The 20546-nt window shown below is 52.8% G+C and carries 23 protein-coding genes, 1 other RNA gene and 1 pseudogene; 14 read left to right on the top strand and 11 right to left on the bottom strand.

Going from position 1 to position 20546, the window contains the following annotated elements:
- Window positions 1-27 precede the first annotated feature (27 nt).
- Both queC and FDW97_RS11955 read right to left on the bottom strand, forming a co-directional pair.
- Window positions 28-723 carry a 7-cyano-7-deazaguanine synthase QueC gene (gene queC, locus FDW97_RS11960; protein ID WP_137351080.1) on the bottom strand — a complete coding sequence of 232 codons (696 nt, stop codon included), beginning with the start codon at window positions 721-723 and terminating at the stop codon, window positions 28-30.
- A 64-nt stretch (window positions 724-787) separates the two neighbouring features.
- A complete protein-coding gene (locus FDW97_RS11955; protein WP_137351079.1) occupies window positions 788-2488 on the bottom strand; it encodes an SgrR family transcriptional regulator in 1701 nt (566 codons plus the stop codon).
- A gap of 143 nt (window positions 2489-2631) precedes the next feature.
- On the opposite strand from FDW97_RS11955, the gene cof reads away from it, so the two are divergent.
- Window positions 2632-3450, top strand: a complete 819-nt coding sequence (gene cof / locus FDW97_RS11945) for an HMP-PP phosphatase (protein WP_069323962.1) — start codon at window positions 2632-2634, stop codon at window positions 3448-3450.
- A gap of 50 nt (window positions 3451-3500) precedes the next feature.
- On the opposite strand, the gene FDW97_RS11940 is transcribed toward cof, so the two are convergent.
- Window positions 3501-4556: a PLP-dependent cysteine synthase family protein gene (locus tag FDW97_RS11940; RefSeq protein WP_110498633.1), complete on the bottom strand. Its 1056-nt coding sequence runs from the start codon at window positions 4554-4556 to the stop codon at window positions 3501-3503.
- A gap of 116 nt (window positions 4557-4672) precedes the next feature.
- Between FDW97_RS11940 and decR the strand changes: the two genes are divergently transcribed.
- The 5 genes from decR (at window position 4673) to amtB (ending at window position 10593) form a co-directional block, all read left to right on the top strand.
- On the top strand, window positions 4673-5131 hold the full coding sequence (decR, locus tag FDW97_RS11935) for a DNA-binding transcriptional regulator DecR (protein WP_003831023.1): 459 nt from the start codon (window positions 4673-4675) through the stop codon (window positions 5129-5131).
- Window positions 5132-5175: 44 nt separating this feature from the next.
- The gene (locus FDW97_RS11930; RefSeq protein ID WP_137351078.1) at window positions 5176-6948 is read left to right on the top strand and encodes a SmdA family multidrug ABC transporter permease/ATP-binding protein; all 1773 of its coding nucleotides are present in this window, start codon (window positions 5176-5178) and stop codon (window positions 6946-6948) included.
- Window positions 6941-8719: a SmdB family multidrug efflux ABC transporter permease/ATP-binding protein gene (locus FDW97_RS11925; RefSeq protein ID WP_137351077.1), complete on the top strand. Its 1779-nt coding sequence runs from the start codon at window positions 6941-6943 to the stop codon at window positions 8717-8719. The genes FDW97_RS11930 and FDW97_RS11925 overlap by 8 nt, the downstream gene beginning before the upstream one ends.
- A 217-nt stretch (window positions 8720-8936) precedes the next feature.
- Window positions 8937-9275, top strand: a complete 339-nt coding sequence (glnK, locus tag FDW97_RS11920; protein WP_006685697.1) for a P-II family nitrogen regulator — start codon at window positions 8937-8939, stop codon at window positions 9273-9275.
- Window positions 9276-9306: 31 nt separating this feature from the next.
- Window positions 9307-10593 carry an ammonium transporter AmtB gene (amtB, locus tag FDW97_RS11915; RefSeq protein WP_085047630.1) on the top strand — a complete coding sequence of 429 codons (1287 nt, stop codon included), beginning with the start codon at window positions 9307-9309 and terminating at the stop codon, window positions 10591-10593.
- Window positions 10594-10665: 72 nt separating this feature from the next.
- On the opposite strand, the gene tesB is transcribed toward amtB, so the two are convergent.
- Window positions 10666-11526: an acyl-CoA thioesterase II gene (tesB, locus tag FDW97_RS11910; RefSeq protein WP_038638304.1), complete on the bottom strand. Its 861-nt coding sequence runs from the start codon at window positions 11524-11526 to the stop codon at window positions 10666-10668.
- Window positions 11527-11737: 211 nt separating this feature from the next.
- On the opposite strand from tesB, the gene FDW97_RS11905 reads away from it, so the two are divergent.
- A complete protein-coding gene (locus FDW97_RS11905; protein ID WP_038638307.1) occupies window positions 11738-12307 on the top strand; it encodes a YbaY family lipoprotein in 570 nt (189 codons plus the stop codon).
- A 31-nt stretch (window positions 12308-12338) separates the two neighbouring features.
- On the opposite strand, the pseudogene FDW97_RS11900 reads toward FDW97_RS11905, so the two are convergent.
- Window positions 12339-12728, bottom strand: a pseudogene (locus FDW97_RS11900) (MGMT family protein).
- An 84-nt stretch (window positions 12729-12812) separates the two neighbouring features.
- Between FDW97_RS11900 and ffs the strand changes: the two are divergent.
- The 3 genes from ffs (at window position 12813) to FDW97_RS11885 (ending at window position 13530) form a co-directional block, all read left to right on the top strand.
- Window positions 12813-12909, top strand: an RNA gene (gene ffs / locus FDW97_RS11895) — signal recognition particle sRNA small type.
- Window positions 12910-13063: 154 nt separating this feature from the next.
- On the top strand, window positions 13064-13315 hold the full coding sequence (locus FDW97_RS11890) for a hypothetical protein (protein ID WP_038638313.1): 252 nt from the start codon (window positions 13064-13066) through the stop codon (window positions 13313-13315).
- The gene (locus FDW97_RS11885) at window positions 13312-13530 is read left to right on the top strand and encodes a hypothetical protein (protein ID WP_137351076.1); all 219 of its coding nucleotides are present in this window, start codon (window positions 13312-13314) and stop codon (window positions 13528-13530) included. Before FDW97_RS11890 ends, FDW97_RS11885 begins: the two co-directional genes overlap by 4 nt.
- A gap of 59 nt (window positions 13531-13589) precedes the next feature.
- Here the strand turns inward: FDW97_RS11885 and FDW97_RS11880 are convergent, their stop codons facing one another.
- A complete protein-coding gene (locus FDW97_RS11880; protein WP_121528688.1) occupies window positions 13590-15017 on the bottom strand; it encodes a PLP-dependent aminotransferase family protein in 1428 nt (475 codons plus the stop codon).
- Between the two features lie 88 nt (window positions 15018-15105).
- On the opposite strand from FDW97_RS11880, the gene FDW97_RS11875 reads away from it, so the two are divergent.
- Window positions 15106-15735, top strand: coding sequence for a YitT family protein (locus tag FDW97_RS11875; RefSeq protein WP_137351075.1), 630 nt, complete (start codon window positions 15106-15108; stop codon window positions 15733-15735).
- Window positions 15736-15799: 64 nt separating this feature from the next.
- The gene (locus FDW97_RS11870) at window positions 15800-16153 is read left to right on the top strand and encodes a DUF1428 domain-containing protein (RefSeq protein WP_085047628.1); all 354 of its coding nucleotides are present in this window, start codon (window positions 15800-15802) and stop codon (window positions 16151-16153) included.
- A gap of 51 nt (window positions 16154-16204) precedes the next feature.
- On the opposite strand, the gene FDW97_RS11865 is transcribed toward FDW97_RS11870, so the two are convergent.
- Window positions 16205-17758 (bottom strand): EAL domain-containing protein, encoded by a 1554-nt coding sequence (locus tag FDW97_RS11865; protein ID WP_085047627.1) that lies wholly within the window; start codon window positions 17756-17758, stop codon window positions 16205-16207.
- Window positions 17759-17946: 188 nt separating this feature from the next.
- On the opposite strand from FDW97_RS11865, the gene FDW97_RS11860 reads away from it, so the two are divergent.
- Window positions 17947-18207 (top strand): type B 50S ribosomal protein L31, encoded by a 261-nt coding sequence (locus FDW97_RS11860; protein WP_137351074.1) that lies wholly within the window; start codon window positions 17947-17949, stop codon window positions 18205-18207.
- A 1-nt stretch (window position 18208) separates the two neighbouring features.
- Window positions 18209-18349, top strand: a complete 141-nt coding sequence (ykgO, locus tag FDW97_RS11855; RefSeq protein WP_005125190.1) for a type B 50S ribosomal protein L36 — start codon at window positions 18209-18211, stop codon at window positions 18347-18349.
- Window positions 18350-18422: 73 nt separating this feature from the next.
- Here the strand turns inward: ykgO and FDW97_RS11850 are convergent, their stop codons facing one another.
- The 4 genes from FDW97_RS11850 to tomB all read right to left on the bottom strand — a co-directional run bounded on the left by FDW97_RS11850 (window position 18423) and on the right by tomB (window position 20367).
- Window positions 18423-18893 carry a YlaC family protein gene (locus FDW97_RS11850; RefSeq protein WP_069323967.1) on the bottom strand — a complete coding sequence of 157 codons (471 nt, stop codon included), beginning with the start codon at window positions 18891-18893 and terminating at the stop codon, window positions 18423-18425.
- Window positions 18894-19009: 116 nt separating this feature from the next.
- Window positions 19010-19561 carry a maltose O-acetyltransferase gene (maa, locus tag FDW97_RS11845; RefSeq protein WP_121528689.1) on the bottom strand — a complete coding sequence of 184 codons (552 nt, stop codon included), beginning with the start codon at window positions 19559-19561 and terminating at the stop codon, window positions 19010-19012.
- 185 nt (window positions 19562-19746) lie between these two features.
- On the bottom strand, window positions 19747-19965 hold the full coding sequence (locus tag FDW97_RS11840) for an HHA domain-containing protein (RefSeq protein ID WP_002892050.1): 219 nt from the start codon (window positions 19963-19965) through the stop codon (window positions 19747-19749).
- Between the two features lie 27 nt (window positions 19966-19992).
- Window positions 19993-20367, bottom strand: a complete 375-nt coding sequence (gene tomB / locus FDW97_RS11835; protein WP_003021733.1) for an Hha toxicity modulator TomB — start codon at window positions 20365-20367, stop codon at window positions 19993-19995.
- Window positions 20368-20546: the final 179 nt, after the last annotated feature.

Genomic DNA, 20546 nt, shown 5'->3' with positions numbered 1-20546 from the left:
AAGCGCCATCCGGCATCGCTCAACCCATTACTTTAACCCGGTTTTCTGCTTCATCGCCGTCATCACTGCCGGTTTATCCGCCAGATAATGGTTAAGACCGTTGGCGCGCAGATTACAGGCCGCGCAGTGACCACAACCGTCACCTTTGATACCGTTATAGCAGGTCAGCGTTTCTTCGCGTACCAGGTCCAGCTTGCCCCAGTAATCGGCCAGTGCCCAGGTTTCGGCTTTATCGATCCACATCAGCGGAGTTTCAAAGCGGATATCTTTTGCCATCCCCAGGTTCACGGCATGGTTCAGAGCCTTGACGAACTCATCGCGACAGTCGGGATATCCAGAGAAGTCGGTTTCACAAACGCCGGTAATGACCGCCTCTGCCTGTACCTGATATGCGTAAATCGCCGCCAGCGTTAAAAACAAAATATTGCGTCCGGGCACAAAGGTATTGGGAATGCCGTTCGCATCCGGTTCGTAATCAGGCACCGGAATGTTATCACGAGTCAGGCTACTGACAGCCAGTTCGCTAAGCAGCGTGACATCAAGCACTTTGTGCGCACGCGCGCCGAGTTTTAAGGCCAGATCACGTGCGACATCAATCTCAGCGCGATGGCGCTGACCATAATCAAAGGTCACGCAGTGCACTTCATCATACTGATGTAGCGCTTGCGCCAGACAGGTCGTGGAGTCCTGACCTCCACTGAATACAACAACGGCACGTTTCATGGCTTTTCCTGACAAATAACGAAACCCATATGGTAGCGCCTGGACGTGGTGTCGACCAGCTTCTTCATGCTGAAGGGGGCGGTAACCAGGCTTCGGTGAACTCAAACCAGCCGCGAGGATTCAGGCGAACACCGTTCACGCCCGGTGGCGCGCTAATACGATAGTGATAATTGAACAGCGGAGTCAGCGTGGCATCATGCATCAGCGTGGCGAACACTTGCTGTAACGCCGCGTGACGATCGTCTTCATTGGCCTGGACTTGCAGGGCATCCAGCGTGGTTTGCAAGTGCGTGTATTCAGGCGCATTGAGTACATGTGACCACAGTTGATCGCAACGTAACCACTGTTCGAGGGTATATTCAGGCGCTTCGCCAATCAGTCTGTCTCCCATCATCAGGTCGGCCTGCGCTAAAGGATGATTACCGTCCCAGTTTTTAGCATTATGAAATATAAGCGTTAATTCACAGCCGAGTAGCGCCAGCGCCTGGCGAAGCTGTTCAGCCATGGCATGTAGTTCAACCGGCAGGTGATACGCCAGCGTCAGTTTTTCCGGTAGCGCTACCTCGTTCAACTCATCCCATTGCGGGATCGTCCATCCAGGCAGCAGCGCATTGCTTGGGGTTATCAGGTTTTCATCTACCTCCAGCGTTTGTAGCAGGGAAGAGCGATGGATAATATTGACCAGCCGGCGGGCTTGCAAGGTATTCAGGCGCGCACTTTTTCTGAGCGTGAGATAGCAAAAACCGAGGCTTATCCCGCTGCTCACCTGGCTTAGCATGGGCAACTCTTCGGGTTTACCTATCGCTATTTGCACCGGATGGCGACAGCTGGTGCCCAAGTCCTGGGAGAAGAGTTGCGGAGTTATCCAGTATTCGATCGCTTTCAGGAGTGGATGACTCAGGTGGTAGTGATCGTGACTCTCGATACGCACCAGCTCAGGGGTAAACAACGTCAACCGGAATGGACCTGTACCTACAAACGGATGTTCCGGATGCGCCAAATGGCTGCTGTAGCTTGCCAGACGATGCGCCAGCCAGAAGTCGGGACGATGCAGAATAAAGGTCAGACACTGGGGATGGGTCACCTCAATACGTTTGACGCTGATGAACAGCTTATTCAGCGCGGGTAGTTCTAACAGCTTCAGCAACTGCTGATGTAGCTGCGTACTGCTGACGGCATCGCCGTTATGCCAGTACAGCGTGGAGCGAATATAGAAATCCCAACGCAGGCCGTCGGCGGAGATATTCCAGTGGTGAGCTAAATCACCGCAGGGGCGTTGTGTATGCGTGTCAAACCGGGTCAGGCCAGAGAATACCTGCCCGGCGAGATGTTGCTCTGCGCGGCCAGGGAGAAATCCGGGGTGCAAAGGGTCGAGCTGGCGGTAATAGGGGATACGCAGGGTTGGCGTGTCGTTTTGCCACTGACCGCCCATAAACGGTTGTAGCAGGGTTCTTAATTCACCCGGCGCCAGTTGGGCCAGCTCCAGCACGCTAAGCTGTTCCCCCTTTTGCAGCGCCTGCTCCATCATGGTATTGCGTAGCGAGTCCGGCGTAACTAAAAAGCGTAGCTGCCCGCGTTTACCCCGCCCCGATTGGGCGTGCCACTCCAGCCAGCCTGCATCCTGCGCTTGTTTTAACAAGGTTCGCACGTGGCGTTCGCTGCAAAAACAGCGTTCAGCCAGTTCGCCAATGGTCACCGACTGCGGCTCCCCGTTCGAGGGCTGCCACAGGCGTTGGTATTGGTTCAGGCGATTAAGCAGACGCATTGATACTTTATCCTTCAAGGTGCCCGTTAACGGTTTTTACGCAGAAAACCCGGAACAATTCATTTTATCTATTCACTATTACTTCCGTATATCTCAGGTGATACTGAATCACAAGTTAACCGCCTCACAGTGTGGAGAAAGAAATGGCTCGTCTGGCTGCATTTGATATGGATGGCACTCTTTTGATGCCGAATCACCATTTAGGTGATGAAACGCTTTCAACGCTGGCGCGCCTGCGTGAACGTGATATCACTCTGACATTTGCCACCGGTCGCCATGTGCTGGAGATGCGCCACATTCTGGGTTCTATTTCGCTGGATGCCTTTTTAATCACGGGTAACGGTACGCGCATTCACTCGCTGGAGGGTGATGTGCTGCACCGCCAGGATCTGGATCCGAATGTTGCGGATAGTGTATTGCACCAGAAGTGGGACACCACGGCCAGCATGCATGTCTTTAATGACAACGGTTGGTTCACCGGACAAGAAATTCCAGCGCTGCTTCAGGCGCATGTGTATAGCGGATTTCGTTACCAGATCGTGGATGTGAAACGTATTCCCGCCCACCAGGTAACGAAGATCTGTTTCTGCGGCGATCATGACACGCTGATCCGTCTGCGCATTCAACTCAATGAGGCACTGGGTGAACAGGCGAATCTCTGTTTCTCCGCGGTTGATTGCCTCGAGGTGCTGCCGCTGGGATGTAATAAAGGTTCTGCGCTGGCGGTATTAAGCAACCACTTAGGTTATTCAATGGCCGAGTGTATGGCGTTTGGCGATGCCATGAACGATCGCGAAATGTTAAGTAGCGTAGGGCGCGGCCTGATTATGGGTAACGCGATGCCGCAACTGATTGCTGAACTGCCTCATTTATCGGTGATTGGGCATTGCCGTAATCAGGCAGTATCACACTTTTTGACGCATTGGCTGGACAATCCGCATCTACCTTATTCCCCCGAATGAGAGATCCCTTCCAGCAAGCCAGACTTCGCGTCTGGCTTTTTTTTGTCTGATTAGTGGGTATTCAGGAGTTGAGCCAGCTCCGCTTTCCACGGCGTTAAATCCCCGATGTGCGCGTCGACCCACTGCGGGTTGTAATAGGTTTCCAGATAACGTTCGCCGCTGTCACACAACAACGTCACCAGCGATCCCGTTTCTCCTGCATCGCGCATACGGGCGGCAAGTTGTAATGCTCCCCACATGTTGGTGCCGGTTGAGGCGCCAACTTTACGGCCTAGCTGCGTCTCCAGCCAGTGCGCGGTGGCCACGCTGGCGGCATCCGGCACGCGCAGCATTTCATCGACCACATCAGGAATAAAAGACGGTTCTACGCGTGGGCGACCGATACCTTCGATTTTGCTACCTACCGGGCTGCGTAAGGTTGCATCGCGATCTTGCCAGAAGGGCAGAAAGACCGAGTTTTCCGGGTCCACCACCATCAAACGAGTGTCGTAACCCTGACAACGAATATAACGGCCAATGGTCGCCGAGGTGCCGCCGGTTCCGGCACTCATCACGATATGCCGGGGAACGGGGTTGGGCTCGCATTGCATCTGCCGAAAGATACTGTCGGCAATATTGTTGTTACCACGCCAGTCGGTGGCGCGCTCAGCGTAAGTGAACTGATCCATGTAATGGCCGTTCAGCTCACGCGCCAATTGTTCAGAAGCCGCATAAATTTCGCAGGCGCTTTCCACGAAATGACAGCGCCCGCCGTAAAACTCAATCTGTTCAATTTTACGTTTCGCAGTACACGAAGGCATAACGGCGATAAACGGTAATCCTAACAGACGGGCGAAATACGCTTCGGAAACCGCCGTTGAGCCGGATGATGACTCGATGATGGTAGTGCCTTCTTTGATCCAGCCATTGCACAGTCCATACAGAAACAGTGAGCGTGCCAGACGATGTTTCAGGCTCCCGGTCGGATGCGTGCTCTCATCTTTTAAATAGAGCTGAATGCCCGGAAACGCCGGGAGCGACAGACGAATGAGATGCGTATCCGCAGAACGCTGATAATCCGCGTTGATTTCATTGATGGCGTTTTTAACCCAGGAGCTATTCATCATTAAAAGATATCCATTTGTCATTTTGTGCCCAGAATAGCGAAAAGCACGGAAAAAATTGTTGCCATTTAGCCTTTAAAATAGAATGTAAGGAGAAAATTCTTCTCTGTGGAGTGGATATGTTAGACAAAATTGACCGTAAGCTGCTCGGCTTACTGCAACAAGACTGCACCCTTTCTTTGCAGGCGTTAGCAGATGCCGTTAATCTGACAACCACCCCTTGCTGGAAACGCCTCAAACGGCTTGAAGATGATGGTATCCTGCTGGGGCGAGTCGCCCTGCTGGATCCCGAAAAACTGGGGCTGGGCTTAACCGCGTTTGTGTTGATCAAGACTCAGCACCACAGCAGCGAATGGTATTGCCGCTTTGTCACCGAAGTCACCGGAATGCCGGAAGTTCTGGGATTCTGGCGTATGGCAGGGGAGTATGACTACCTGATGCGGGTCCAGGTCGCCGATATGAAAAGCTATGACGAATTTTATAAGCGCCTGGTGAACAGCGTGCCGGGCCTGTCTGATGTCACCTCCAGCTTTGCGATGGAACAGATTAAATACACAACTGCTCTACCGATTGAATAATTCTCCCGGCGCTCATTGCCGGAAATCTTGTCAGGACATAACGCGTGCGATTATTTGCTCAATTAAGCTGGTACTTCCGCCGGGAGTGGCGTCGCTACCTTGGAGCAGTGGCTCTGCTTATTATCATCGCTATCCTTCAGCTTATCCCGCCGAAAGTGGTCGGGATCATTGTGGATGGCGTAACAGCGCAACGCTTCACCACCGAGCGGCTGCTGATGTGGGTTGGCACAATCGCCCTGATTGCGGTGGTCGTGTACTTGCTGCGCTATGTCTGGCGCGTACTGCTGTTTGGCGCATCCTACCAACTGGCGGTTGAGCTGCGGGAAGATTATTACCGTCAATTGAGTCGCCAGCACCCCGAGTTCTATCTGCGCCACCGTACGGGTGATCTCATGGCGCGCGCCACTAACGATGTTGATCGAGTGGTGTTTGCCGCTGGCGAAGGCGTGCTGACGCTGGTGGATTCGCTGGTGATGGGGTGTGCGGTACTGATCGTGATGTCTACGCAGATAAGCTGGCAACTGACGCTTATTGCGCTACTGCCGATGCCGGTGATGGCGTTAATGATCAAACGTTACGGTGATCGACTCCATCACCGTTTTAAGCTGGCGCAGGCGGCGTTCTCCAGTCTTAACGATCGTACTCAGGAGAGCCTGACCAGCATTCGCATGATCAAGGCTTTTGGCCTGGAGGATCGGCAGTCGGCGTTATTTGCCGCAGATGCTGAAGACACCGGTAAGAAAAACCTGCGGGTGGCGCGTATTGACGCCCGTTTTGACCCAACGATTTATATCGCCATTGGGATGGCTAACCTGCTGGCGATTGCCGGAGGAAGCTGGATGGTGGTGCACGGTTCGCTGACGCTCGGCCAGCTCACCAGCTTTATGATGTATCTCGGTCTGATGATTTGGCCGATGCTGGCGCTGGCATGGATGTTTAACATTGTTGAACGCGGCAGCGCCGCCTACAGCCGTATTCGCGCCATGCTGGCTGAAGCGCCGGTGGTGGATGACGGTACTGAACCGGTGCCGGAAGGACGCGGCGAGCTGGCGGTGGCGATTCGCGAATTTCGCTACCCATTGACGGCTCAGCCAGCGCTGGAAAACGTGAATATCCAGCTCAGACCCGGACAGATGCTGGGCATCTGCGGCCCGACCGGCGCGGGGAAAAGTACGGTGCTGTCGCTGATCCAGCGTCATTTCGATATCAGCCAAGGGGATATACGTTTTCATGATATCCCGTTATCGCGCTTACAACTTGATAGCTGGCGCAGCCGGCTGGCGGTGGTTAGCCAGACGCCGTTCCTGTTTTCAGATACCGTCGCCAATAACATCGCGTTAGGGCGCCCGCAGGCCACGCAGGAAGAGATCGAACATGTGGCGCGTCTCGCCAGCGTTCATGAGGATATTTTACGTCTTCCGCAAGGCTATGATACCGAAGTGGGCGAGCGCGGCGTGATGCTGTCCGGCGGGCAAAAACAGCGAATCTCTATTGCCCGCGCGTTGCTGTTGAATGCTGAAATTCTGATCCTGGATGATGCGCTGTCGGCAGTAGACGGTCGTACCGAGCATCAGATCCTGCATAACCTGCGCCAGTGGGGTGAAGGCAGAACTGTGATTATCAGCGCTCACCGTTTATCTGCCCTGACGGAAGCCAGCGAGATTATTGTGATGCAGCATGGGCATATTGCTCAGCGTGGTGAGCATGATGTGTTGGTGCAGCAGCCAGGCTGGTATCGCGATATGTTCCGCTATCAGCAACTGGAAGCGGCGCTGTCCGATGCGCCAGAGATAAACGGGGAGGCGGCTAATGCGTAGTTTTGGGCAATTATGGCCGACCCTGAAAAGGCTGCTGAAGTACGGTTCGCCATGGCGAAAACCGCTGGCGATAGCGGTAGTCATGCTGTGGGTGGCGGCTGCGGCTGAAGTCAGCGGCCCGCTGCTGATTAGCTATTTTATCGATAACATGGTGGCGAAAAACAACCTGCCGCTGGCGATGGTCGCCGGGCTGGTTGCGGCGTATGTGGGATTGCAGCTGCTGGCGGCGGGTCTGCATTACGCGCAGTCACTGTTATTTAATCAAGCAGCAGTTGGCGTGGTGCAACAGTTGCGTACCGATGTCATGGACGCAGCGCTTCGCCAGCCGCTCAGCGCCTTTGATACTCAGCCCGTCGGGCAGCTTATCTCCCGAGTGACGAATGACACTGAAGTGATTCGTGACCTGTATGTGACGGTAGTGGCAACGGTTCTGCGCAGTGCGGCCTTGATCGGCGCGATGCTGGTGGCGATGTTTAGCCTGGAGTGGCGTATGGCGCTGGTCGCGATGGTCATTTTCCCGGCGGTGCTGGTGGTGATGGTGATTTATCAACGCTACAGCACACCGATTGTGCGCCGGGTTCGCGCTTATCTGGCGGATATTAACGATGGCTTTAACGAAGTCATCAACGGCATGAGTGTTATCCAGCAGTTCCGTCAGCAGGCGCGATTTGGCGAGAGAATGGGCGAGGCCAGCCGTTCGCACTATATGGCGCGGATGCAGACCCTGCGACTGGATGGCTTTTTGCTGCGTCCGCTGCTTAGCCTTTTCTCGGCGCTGATCCTCTGCGGTTTATTGATGCTGTTCAGCTTTACCTCTGGCAGTTCGATCGAGGTGGGGGTGTTGTATGCGTTTATTAGCTATCTCGGGCGGTTGAACGAGCCGCTTATCGAGCTGACGACCCAGCAGTCAATGCTGCAGCAGGCGGTTGTCGCCGGTGAACGTGTGTTCGAATTGATGGATGGGCCACGTCAACGCTATGGTGACGATGACCAGCCGCTAAAGAGTGGGGATATCGAGGTAGATAACGTTTCATTTGCTTATCGTGACGACAATCTGGTGCTGCAAAACATCAGTCTGTCCGTGCCTTCGCGTAGCTTTGTGGCCCTGGTCGGGCACACCGGCAGCGGCAAAAGTACGTTGGCAAGTCTGCTGATGGGATACTACCCGCTGACGCAGGGGGAAATCCGCCTTGATGGGAGACCGCTGTCTTCGCTGAGCCACGGGGTATTGCGTCAGGGCATCGCGATGGTGCAGCAGGATCCGGTGGTGATGGCGGATACCTTCCTGGCAAACGTCACGCTGGGCCGCGATATCTCAGAAGCGCGGGTATGGCAGGCGCTGGAAACCGTGCAACTGGCGGAACTGGCGCGCAGCCTGAGCGAGGGAATTCATACCCGGCTGGGCGAGCAGGGCAATAATCTCTCCGTTGGGCAGAAACAGTTGCTGGCGCTGGCGCGGGTGCTGGTTGAAACGCCGCAGGTACTGATCCTCGATGAAGCCACGGCCAGTATTGACTCCGGCACGGAACAGGCGATTCAGCAAGCGCTGGCGGCGGTACGTGAACACACCACGCTGGTGGTGATTGCGCATCGCTTATCGACGATTGTCGATGCGGACACCATTCTGGTACTGCACCGTGGACAGGCGGTTGAACGTGGTACGCACCAGCAATTACTGGCGGCGCAAGGCCGTTACTGGCAGATGTATCAACTGCAGCTGGCGGGCGAAGAGCTGGCGGCCAGTACGCAAGAGGATTCCATTATTGCCTGATAGCTGAGACCAACCCGGTATCGTAGGCCGGACGGCAATCAACAATCTGGTGCAAAAATGTAACGCACTATGCACCGTTATAGTGCGTTTTTTCTTTTTCTCCCCCCACTCCCCTCGGCTGGCCCGAATCATCCTGCTTTTTCATTCCTGGCACATCCCTTGCAGTATTCATCTGGTGTATCTGCAGCCACTACTGAATTCTGACTGGAGGGGATCTATGAAGCTGGTTACCGTGGTAATCAAACCGTTCAAACTGGAAGACGTCCGCGAAGCCTTGTCATCTATTGGTATTCAGGGGCTGACCGTCACCGAAGTGAAGGGGTTTGGCCGACAGAAAGGTCATGCCGAGCTGTACCGTGGGGCTGAATATAGCGTCAATTTTTTGCCCAAGGTGAAGATTGATGTGGCGATTGCCGATGACCAACTGGATGAAGTGATCGATGTCATCAGCAAGGCGGCCTACACCGGAAAAATTGGCGACGGCAAAATCTTTGTCGCCGAGCTGCAACGCGTGATTCGTATTCGTACCGGCGAAACTGACGAAGCCGCACTGTAACGTCTGGCACACAGTGATAGGAAACCAAAAAATGAAGATAGCAACGATGAAAACAGGTATTGCTTCACTGGCGCTGTTGCCGGGACTGGCGATGGCGGCACCGGCGGTCGCGGATAAAGCGGATAACGCTTTTATGATGATCTGTACCGCGCTGGTGCTGTTTATGACCATTCCTGGCATTGCGCTGTTTTACGGCGGTTTGATTCGCGGTAAGAACGTGTTGTCGATGCTGACTCAGGTGACGGTGACATTTGCCCTGGTGTGTATTTTATGGGTGGTTTATGGCTATTCACTGGCCTTTGGCGAAGGGAATAATTTCTTCGGCAACTTCAACTGGGTATTACTGAAGAACATTGCGCTGACGGCGGTCACGGGGAGCTTCTACCAGTATATTCACGTTGCTTTTCAGGGCTCTTTCGCCTGTATCACCGTTGGGCTTATCGTTGGGGCGCTGGCTGAGCGTATTCGCTTCTCGGCGGTACTGATTTTTGTGGTCGTGTGGTTAACGCTGTCTTACATCCCAATAGCCCACATGGTCTGGGGCGGTGGTTTGCTGGCTTCTCACGGCGCACTGGATTTTGCCGGCGGGACGGTTGTACATATCAACGCGGCGATAGCCGGTCTGGTGGGGGCTTATCTGATTGGCAAACGCGTCGGTTTTGGTAAAGAAGCTTTTAAGCCGCATAACCTGCCGATGGTCTTCACTGGCACCGCCATTCTCTACATTGGCTGGTTTGGCTTTAATGCCGGTTCTGCGGGCACGGCGAATGAAATCGCTGCGCTGGCTTTCGTCAATACCGTGGTCGCCACCGCTGCCGCCATCCTCGGGTGGATCTTCGGGGAATGGGCGTTGCGCGGGAAGCCCTCTCTGCTGGGGGCCTGTTCTGGGGCCGTTGCGGGTCTGGTTGGCGTAACGCCTGCATGTGGTTATATCGGTGTCGGCGGCGCGTTGATTATTGGCGTGGCAGCCGGTCTGGCGGGCCTGTGGGGAGTGACGATGCTGAAGCGTTTTCTGCGCGTGGACGATCCGTGTGATGTGTTTGGTGTTCACGGCGTGTGCGGCATTGTCGGCTGTATCCTGACCGGGGTTTTTGCCGCCAGCTCGCTGGGGGGCGTGGGGTTTGCCGAGGGCGTGACCATGGGGCATCAGTTACTGGTGCAACTGGAAAGCGTAGCAATCACCATCGTCTGGTCCGGCGTGGTGGCCTTCATTGGTTATAAGCTGGCAGATATGACGGTTGGTCTGCGCGTACCAGAAGAGCAGGAACGCGAAGGTCTGGATGTGAACAGTCACGGCGAGAACGCTTACAACGCCTGATTTCTCAATATGCCGGATGGCGCTAACGTTTATCCGGCCTACAACGATGTAGCCTGTAGGCCGGATAAGACATCAATTACGATTACGCATGACCCCTTCCTGTACGGTAGAAGCGACCAGCACGCCATCCTGCGTATAAAATTCCCCGCGCACAAAGCCCCGGGCACCGGAGGCGGAAGTACTTTCGACGTTATACAGCAGCCATTCATTGATATTGAACGGACGATGGAACCACATTGAGTGGTCAATGGTGGCGATCTGAATCCCTTTTTCCAGAAAACCAATCCCGTACGGTTGCAAGGCGACGGGCAGGAAGTTCAGGTCTGAGGCATAACCCAGCAGATACTGATGGACGCGCAGATCGTCTTGCAGTTCACCGTTGGCGCGGATCCATACCTGACGGGTCGGAGGTGCGACATGACCTTTTAAGGGGTTATGAAACTCCACCGGGCGCACTTCCAACGGACGATCGTTGATGAACTTTTCTTTCAATAACGGTGGCAGAAGATGCGCCACTGAGCGGGCAATTTCTGTTTCTGATTTCAGCTCATCGGGACCCGGCGCATCCGGCATGGTTTTCTGATGTTCAAACCCGTCTTCTGGTGCCTGAAAGGAGGCGGTCATGTAAAAAATGGGTTTACCATTCTGGATTGCGGCAACGCGGCGCGCGCTGAAGCTGTTACCATCACGCAGGACTTCTACATCATAAATGATGGGTTTTTGGCTATCGCCGGGGCGTAAAAAGTAGCTGTGAAAGGAGTGCACCAGACGTTCTTCCGGAACGGTTTCTTTCGCGGCATACAGCGCCTGACCGACAACCTGTCCGCCAAAAACCTGACGTAACCCTAAGTCTTCACTTTGGCCGCGAAAGAGCCCTTCTTCAATTTTTTCCAGATTTAACAGTGTCAGCAAATTTTTGAGTGCCAGACTCATAGGAGCTCTCCAGGTGATATCGATGTCGCGCGAGTTAGGCAGAGTATAACGCAATTTTAAAAGTGGTCCGATGGGTGCAATTGTCTGAATTACTGGCCTATTACAGGCAAAAACAGCTGTCTTGTGCCACACTTAATCACGTTATGTTTTTGTTAACCACTCTTCTGGCGAGGAAAGTTCTCGCTGGTGCATAGATGATAAGGAGAATTTAATGAAACTCGTGCACATGGTAAGTGGTTTAGCGGTTGCAGTCGCTCTGGCGGCCTGCGCCGATAAAAGTGCAGATATTCAGACACCTGCGCCAAGCCCTAATACGTCAATTTCTGACACACAGTCTAAAATTCAACAGCCGAATGTATCTGGTACAGTATGGATCCGCCAGAAAGTGGCCTTGCCACCGGATGCTGTGCTGACCGTTACGCTGTCGGATGCGTCGCTGGCCGATGCGCCATCAAAAGTGTTGTCGCAAAAAGCGGTGCGTACTGAAGGCAAGCAAGCGCCATTTAGCTTTGTATTACCGTTTAACCCGGCAGATATTCAGCCCAACGCGCGTATTCTGCTGAGTGCGGCAATTACGGTGAATGGCAAACTGGTCTTTATAACCGATACCGTTCAGACGGTTATCAATCAGGGCGGGACGAAAGCCGACCTGACGTTGGTTCCCGTGCAGCAGACCGCAGTCCCGCTTAATGCTGGCGGCGGCGCAACCACCACGGTGCCTTCGACTTCACCAACCCAGGTGACTCCGTCTTCAGCCGTTCCTGCTCCCACGCAGTACTAAAGCAGTCGTAACCCTCTCCATGAGGAGAGGGTTAGTACACCCAGCGATAGCGCTGTAAATCGATTTGCCCGCTGCCGGAAACGACAATCCCTTCTGCCAGCAACGCCTGACGTTGTCGTTGCAGATCGGGGCCCGTCAATGAAATAGCGCCGTGACGATTGACGACCCGGTGCCAGGGCAGGGAACTGCCTTCGGGGAGACGTTTAAGTATGCCGCCCACCTGGCGCGCAGCGCGCGGCGATCCGGCAAGTCTGGCGACATCGCCATAGGTGGTGACGAATCCTTCGGGGATTGACGCGACGATTTGCCAGACGCGTTGGGGGAAAGTGTCTTGTATATCCATCATTTATTCCTGCGCTAATCCTTCAGCATAATCCTGAATGGCGAGTGAGTGAAGCCGCATTGCGCAAGAAAACAGCATCCGATGCTGGATGGGTTGCATTTACAGGGTACACCAGTGATAATGCGCCTGCGCGTTGGTTAACAACGCTCTCAATGGGGGCTCTGTTGGTTCTCCCGCAACACTACTCTGTTTACCAGGTCAGGTCCGGAAGGAAGCAGCCAAGGCAGATGACGTGTGTGCCGGGATGTAGCTGGCAGGGCCCCCACCCAATTCTGCCGTCCGGCAATTTCCTTCTGCTTATCTTCTTTTTCTTTGTCACTGTATTGTCATTTTATTGTCATCAAATGCTGTCAATGTGTTTCGGGGATGTTGTTTGACGCTTTTACCGTCGCCGATCACAAGGACTTTTTACAATGTCGACTGCTGTACTGAATGTCAAAATTGATGAAGCGCTGAAAGAAAAACTTCGTCATTACGCCGAAGTGCATAATGAAAATCTAAGTGTCGCGACGGAAAAGCTGCTGCTGATCGCCTTTTCCGCCGTTGAAGAGGCGGGAGTCTCCGCTGAGGATATCGACAGCCAGCATACGGAAGAATCCGTCGTTGATGCACTGACTCCTAAAGAAATCAAAGCATTGCGCAGATTACTGAAGAAGAAAAAATGAAACAACAATCGTTCTCAACCGCCTGTAATTACAGCGAAGCCTGTGAATTGCTGCGATCTGGCTATGTGAAACATGTTCGCCTGAGCTGGAATGTCGGCAGCGATGAGTTCTTCCGTATTGCTTCCGACTGGTGTGATGCCGGGGCAAAAATTAAGAAGGACGGTGAGAATTTTGTGATTTCCCTGAAAGGTTTTCCGGTTCCTCCGCAGTTTTAATTGTGCCGGGACGTTGTTGTCCGTCACAACATACAAAAGCGGGTCCTTTGGCCCGTCGCTTAAATTATTTTGCGCATTTTCCCGCTGCTGGCCTGCAAACGCAGGTTATCCCAAATGGGTTGCAACACCCTGAAGGCGGCGCGTGCTGTATCATCCGGCAATGTGAAGGGCATGCGCAAAAAACGATCGAATGCGCCATCGAGGCCGAAGCGCGTACCGGTTCCTAACTGAATCCCCGCGCTTTCGGCGCGCGCAGCAAAGAGCGTCGCCAGCGTATCGGGCAGTTCGACCCAGAAAGAGAGTCCTCCTTGTGGTTGGGTAAACTGCCATTCCGGGAAATGTGTATGCATCAGGCTGGAGCACAGGTCGCGCTGCGATGCCAGCAAGCGTCTTCTGTCAGGCAGAAAGCGCCCGGCGTTATCCAACAACCAACGGGTGGCGAGTTGTTCAAGTACCGGAGAGCCCAAATCGAAAGTGTCGCGGGTTTGTACCAGGGCGGCAATTGTTCGTGACGAAGCCCGAATCCAACCCAAACGTAATCCTCCCCAAAAGCTTTTCCCTGCCGAACCCAGTAAAATGATTGGGGCATCGCGATTGAACGCGGCAAGCGGCGGTGGTGGCGGGGCGTCGTACCACAGGTTCACCATCGTCTCATCGACGACCAACGTCGTACGTGTTCTTTCGGCAATATCCGCCACGACCTGGCGGGTTGCGGCGTCCATACAACGCCCGGTCGGGTTGTGGAAGTCCGGCATCAGGTAGGCCATTCTGGGCGCCGTTTGCGCAATAGTGGCGACCAGACCCGCCGTATCCCAACCCTGCCCGGGTAGCGACACGCCAACGGGTCGACAGGATGCGCCCTGAATAGCGGCAATCGCCAGTGGATACGTGGGGTGATCAACGACGACGCGATCGCCAGGACCTGTCAGCAAACGCAGGATGAGCGCCAGACCGCTGACCGCGCCATTCACCACCATTATTTCATCGGGCTGCGTTGGGAGTCCGCGCTCGCAATAATGCCGGGCGATGGATTCACGCAAAGCTGGCAGCCCCTGCGGCAGATACCCGGAACTCAGCAGATGCTGCGGCATCGCGAACAACGCTTGCTGATAAGCCTGATGAATTTCGGGACCGGCACTGAGCGCTGCCGTGGACAAATCAAGCGCTGTGCCAGTGCTGGTTCTCGTTGGCACATGGCGAATATGTTCCGGCAGAATAACCCGCGAACCGCTCCCATGACGGCTCTCCAGATAGCCTTCTTCACGCAGTTGCGCCATCGCGCTGGCGACGGTGGTTCGGCTCACTTCCAGAACGGCAGCGAGTTCACGCTCGCCGGGCAAACGGCTATCCAGCGCCAGCCGACCATCGAGAATCAATAGACGTAGCGCTTCTGCCAGCTGTCGCCAGAGGGGCGTTCGCGAGGGGCTTTCCTGCCAGTGGCCGAGCAGGCGCTGCAAAGACTGACTTCCATAACGGCGAGATGACATAGCAGTCCACTTTTTGAAAACTGGACGTTAATCATAGTGCCAATTGCGGGGAAGATGAAAGCTATCTGAGAGTGAGAGGGGAAAAAGCATGCTGCGTCGTTTACTTCAGCTGTATATCGGTCTGGCGCTGTACGGTGTGTCGACGGCCATGTTTGTTCGCGCCGATTTAGGGGCCGATCCGTGGAACGTGTTTCATCTGGGGGTGGCCAATTTACTGTCGATGAATATCGGCGTGGTGATTATTGTCGTAGGCGTGTTGGTGCTGCTGGCGTGGATACCGCTACGCCAGCGTCCCGGATTTGGCACCCTGAGCAATGTTATTATGATTGGGTTGGCGGCAGATGCCGCGCTGGTGGTGATTCCGGGATTCGAATCCCTGCCGGCGCGCAGCGTCCTGCTGGTGACCGCGGTGATCCTGAATGCATTAGCCACCAGCTTATACATTGGCGCTGGTTTTGGCGCGGGTCCACGGGACGGCCTGATGACCGGTATTCACGCACGTACCGGATGGCCAGTACGACGCATTCGCACCGCAATTGAAGTGTCAGTGTTGCTTATTGGTTGGCTGCTGGGAGGAACCGTGGGGGTTGGCACGGTATTGTATGCGCTGGCTATCGGGCCGTTAATTCAGATTTGCCTGCCGTGGTTTCGCCACCAGCCACAGTCGCGTATCCGAGTCAGGAGTGAACCTGGGGCACGATCGCCTGCTGGCGACTAAACTTAACCTCGACTGACGCGGCCAGAATCGGCTTGCCGCGCAGTACACTTCGGAGGTTTTTCTCATGAAGTATGTTGATGGTTTTGTCGTTGCCGTACCCGCTGACAACAAGGAGGCGTACATTGCGATGGCGGCGAAAGCAGCTCCGCTTTTCAAGGAGTTCGGCGCATTACGCGTGGTGGAGTGCTGGGCAGATGATGTCCCTGACGGCAAATTAACTGATTTTCGCATGGCAGTGAAAGCGCAGGATCATGAAGAGGTGGTATTCAGTTGGATTGAATACCCTTCCAAAGAGGTCCGCGATGCGGCGAATCAGAAGATGATGTCCGATCCCCGTATGAAGGAATTCGGTGAGTCTATGCCATTTGATGGCAAACGAATGATCTACGGCGGATTTGCGCCCATTATGGACGAGTGATGTGACTGGCTGTGCGGCGTGCCGCCAGCCATCTCAACATCAACAGCCATGTCACAGCCGTTTTTCAGCCCACAGAATAAATTCCGCTTTTGGCAGTGCTTTACTGTAAAGCCAACCCTGACCGTACTGCACGCCATGTTGGCGTAGCCAGGCTGCCTGATTTTCAGTTTCGATACCTTCTGCCACCATTTCCAGCTTCAGCGTTTTGGCAATCTCAATGATATGCGGCGTCACGTTGTTGTACTCCAGGGCATCAACAAAGGATTTATCGATCTTCAGGATGTCCACATCCAGATCCTGTAAATAGCTCAGGCTGGAATAGCCGGTACCAAAATCATCGATGTATATTGAGTGTCCCGCCTGACGATATTTAGCAATAAACGGCGCGCTGTTTTTCGGATCGGCAAACTCGCGTTCGGTCAGTTCCAGCGCGATTTGCGCTGGCTTAAGTTGCCAGTGCTTTACCTTCTGGCCTAACAGCGCGGGAAGCGTTTCAGAAGCCAGATCGGCTGACTCAAGGTTTATGGAGATATGCTGATCCGGGTGTTGACGCAGCCATTTTCCTAAATCGTCAAATACGCTTTCAATTATCAAACGCGTGAGGGGTTTTGTCAGTCCGGTCTCCTGCGCCATCGCGACAAAAATTTCAGGCGACAGATAGCTCCCATCGGCCTGCTGCCAACGGGCCAGTGCTTCTGCCCCGACCACTTTTCCCGTTGTGAGCGAGATAATGGGTTGGTAATGGACCTTGATATCCCGATGCTGGATAGCATCCTGCAACTGGTGATGGGGGGACTGTAAGCGACGCAAAATGCGCAGAATAAAGGCGGCGGTAAGCAGGCCGATGATAATCCCGGCCGGGAGCCAGATCAGGGCTTGTCGGTGCCAGGTTTTTTGTAATGGTAGGGTAGATGCCCAGGTGACGATCGTGATGCCCAGTTCAGGAAAGGGGCGGGCATTAAAAATATTGCTATCTTTCTGAAAATGAGTGATCGAATGCTCTTGTTTTACATGCTGCAAAACGTCCGATGGCAGCGCGGCGCTACTGGCAACCACCACGTTGCGCGCGGTGCCAATGATAGTGACTTCGATTGGCCATGAGCCAAACGGGATGACATCAATAAAGGAACCCGGATCGACCATCACGACATAATGCTCGCTACCTAAAGCTGCCATAAAACGCTTGATGCCCAAATCATTTTGCGTAGTAAGCCATGCGCGATATCCATCCGGCGTGACTTTCATTGCTGGTGGAAATGCGGCAGCCTGGCTGTTTTTTTCCAGAGATGAACATTGTGGAACATTGTCTTTGAGATACAGCACTTCCTGAATATAGCGATAGCTATATGACAAGCGACGCATTTCCAGCAGATGCTCATCACTACAAGGCACTCCCTGAAAGGACTCTATGTGGCGTAATGCTTTCCTGGCCTGCTCGCCGACGCGTTCTGTGCGCAATGCGACTCGTGTGGAGAACATATCGAGTTCATCAATAAACTTTGTTTCGACCTGACGATGTGCCAGCCACAAGCTTAAACCTACGGGGGCGAGGATAGAAAGAAACAGCACCCCTGTCACCAGGCTTATCAGATGTCGTGTTGTCACAATGATATCCTTATTAACACAGCGTAAGGAAAGTATATCCGAAAGCCGAAAAAGCTATTCGATTGGCATCATATATTTAGGGCCACTTATCACCCCGTTTGTTTGCCCGTCGCGTAAATCAGGTTGTGATTTAAATAAGAGTGGTGTACTTTAATGATTATGTTATAACGTAACAATTTGAGGTTACCATGAAACCGGATATCCATCCTTTATATCGTACCGTGGTGTTTCACGATACCAGTGCCAATGAATACTTTAAGGTCGGTTCGACCATCAAAACCGAACGTGAGATTGAGTTCGAGGGGAAAACGTACCCGTATGTGACCCTTGATATCTCTTCTAAGTCACATCCGTATTACACCGGAAAACAAAAGACCTTTGACAACGAAGGTAGCGCAGCCCGCTTCCAGAAACGTTTTGGTCATTTTATTGGCGCTAAGCGAGGTTAAAATGCAGGTACTCAATTCGCTTCGTAGCGCAAAACAGCGGCACCCTGACTGCCAGATAGTGAAACGCAAAGGGCGTTTGTATGTTATCTGTAAAACAAATCCGCGATTTAAAGCGGTACAGGGCCGTAAAAAAAGACGTTAATTTCTTTGCCGGCATTCAGGGACTAAAGTGCGTTTCCTTTACAGGGACGCACTTTTTTATGTCAGAGGCGAAATTACTGGCTGGCCTGCGGGCGGGTGAGCGTAAACACATCGTAGAACGAGAGTTCGCCTTTACGTGAAATCATCTTTTGCAGTTGTGTTTTATGCTCGCTATCAACGGAAGGGGAGTGCAAAATAGAGTCGATGAGTGAGGAGGGAACAAAACGCGTGTTGTACCATTCACCGTTATAACAAACTCTGAAATCCAGGACGTCGATGTCTTCATAGCGATAACGCGGCGCCACGTCGAAAAAGAAAAAGCCGTTAAGTATGACAAACAGTACTACCAGCAGCCATACCGAATCGACCAGCGTTTCTGACTGTAGCATTACCGCCAGCGTGGCAAACCATGCCACATACATACCGATAAACAGCCCCGGATGTTTGCGAATAAAACTGATGCTAAAGCGCGGTTTGTTGTCGCGCTTCTCGCGAATATTTAAGTCATCGATTGTTTCGGTAAGCAGGCGCTGTATTTCTGTCATCTCTTGCCTTCGTGATATCTGCAAAATTCAGGAGCGATCGCCCTATTTTAAAAGGGGATACCACCTGAAGGTAGTAACAGATTAACCGCAATTTAGCATAACAGTTACATTTTAGATCACAGCGTTTTGATGATCCTCGCGGGATTACCGCCGACTACGCTGTTTGCCGGAACGCTTTTCGTCACCACCGCGCCAGAGGCTACAACGACATTATCACCGAGCGTGACGCCGGGATTTATCACTGCGCGGCCACCTATCCAGACATTGTTGCCGATAGTCACGGGCTTTCCGAACTCCAGGCCACTGTTGCGTTCGGTCGCATCCAGAGGGTGTGTCGCGGTATAGATATGGACGCCGGGTGCCAGCATGCAGTTGTCGCCAATATGGATTGGACAGACATCAAGCATGATGCAGTCGAAGTTAGCGTAAAATTCTTTACCGAGATAGATGTTATAACCGTAATCACAACGGAAAGAGGGTTCAATATATGCACCTTCGCTTTGACCCAGCAGATCATGCAGGATGGCCTGACGCTCACTTTTTGCCTCTGGCGAGGTGAGATTGTAGCGGTGAGTCAACTGACGAGCGCGTAGTCGGTCCTTGCGCAACGTTTCATCTGCCGGGCGATAGCGTTCGCCGGCGATCATTTTTTGCTTTTCTTTACTCATTACGAATTCCCTGTGTCCTGATGATCATTTCAGCACAGTAAAACGCAATGCAAGCAAAGGGAACGTTCCCGTTGGTTCGCTGTGATCGTAATCACGTGATTTGAATTAAATAACCATTGTAAATACGAAAATGGTCAGTCAGACAAACAAATGTCCCGCTATACCTGACTTAACCTCGAGAGCAATTAGCGAATGAATTTCCAAACGGAAGTTGGAATCTTGTCGTAGAGCTTATTCATGGTCAATTCAGCAAGACGGTGATCCGCTGCTGAGTAAAATACAGCCAGTTCGTTGTCGGACAATTCATATTTATTTTTTTCAATAACGCGCTCAAGCGTGTCAATTGTCTGGCAGCGTCGCAGGCGCATCAAATAATCTGTTTTAGTTAATGGTTTATCAGACATAACTCTTACCTATGATTGTAATAATTTTTAACAAGACAAACTAACAGGATTAGCCCTGGTGGCATTGACAAAACAGCGAAACAGTCGATTACCTGATTTCCGCCATTTCTGCAGATCCTGCGTATTAATACCATAACTGCTGAACAACATAAAAGTGTCATCCAGGTATTCATCTATCTGCGCAATCAGCTTATTGTCCTCATTGTACTTAATTTTATAATTAAGTGCGAAGGTTGCAATATGCTCTATCAGTTCATTGAGCTGCAAGCTGGTTGCAGAGGTAGGGTCGTTAACCCAGCCATGGTTACTTTGTTCAAGGTTTGCAAGACAGTCATGATACAGAGTTTCGCAGAGAAATTTAAGCTGCGCGATATCATGTCTTTTGGGTGAGTATTCATCCATAACGCATCCCCTTCTTCGTGGCTTAAACTAACCGAACACCTTCGGGATGGATACAACAAACTACCTGGAACTTGCCCGCGACTCCTGATGATTTAACTATAATCTAGTCTAAAAAAGATTTCATCGTCATATCACGAAAAATTACAATTATGCAAAATTATGACGTGGCGTCATTTTTA

Source organism: Citrobacter sp. wls708, assembly GCF_005281255.1.
Taxonomy (GTDB): domain Bacteria; phylum Pseudomonadota; class Gammaproteobacteria; order Enterobacterales; family Enterobacteriaceae; genus Citrobacter; species Citrobacter werkmanii.
This window is presented reverse-complemented; position numbering and strand designations above follow the sequence as displayed.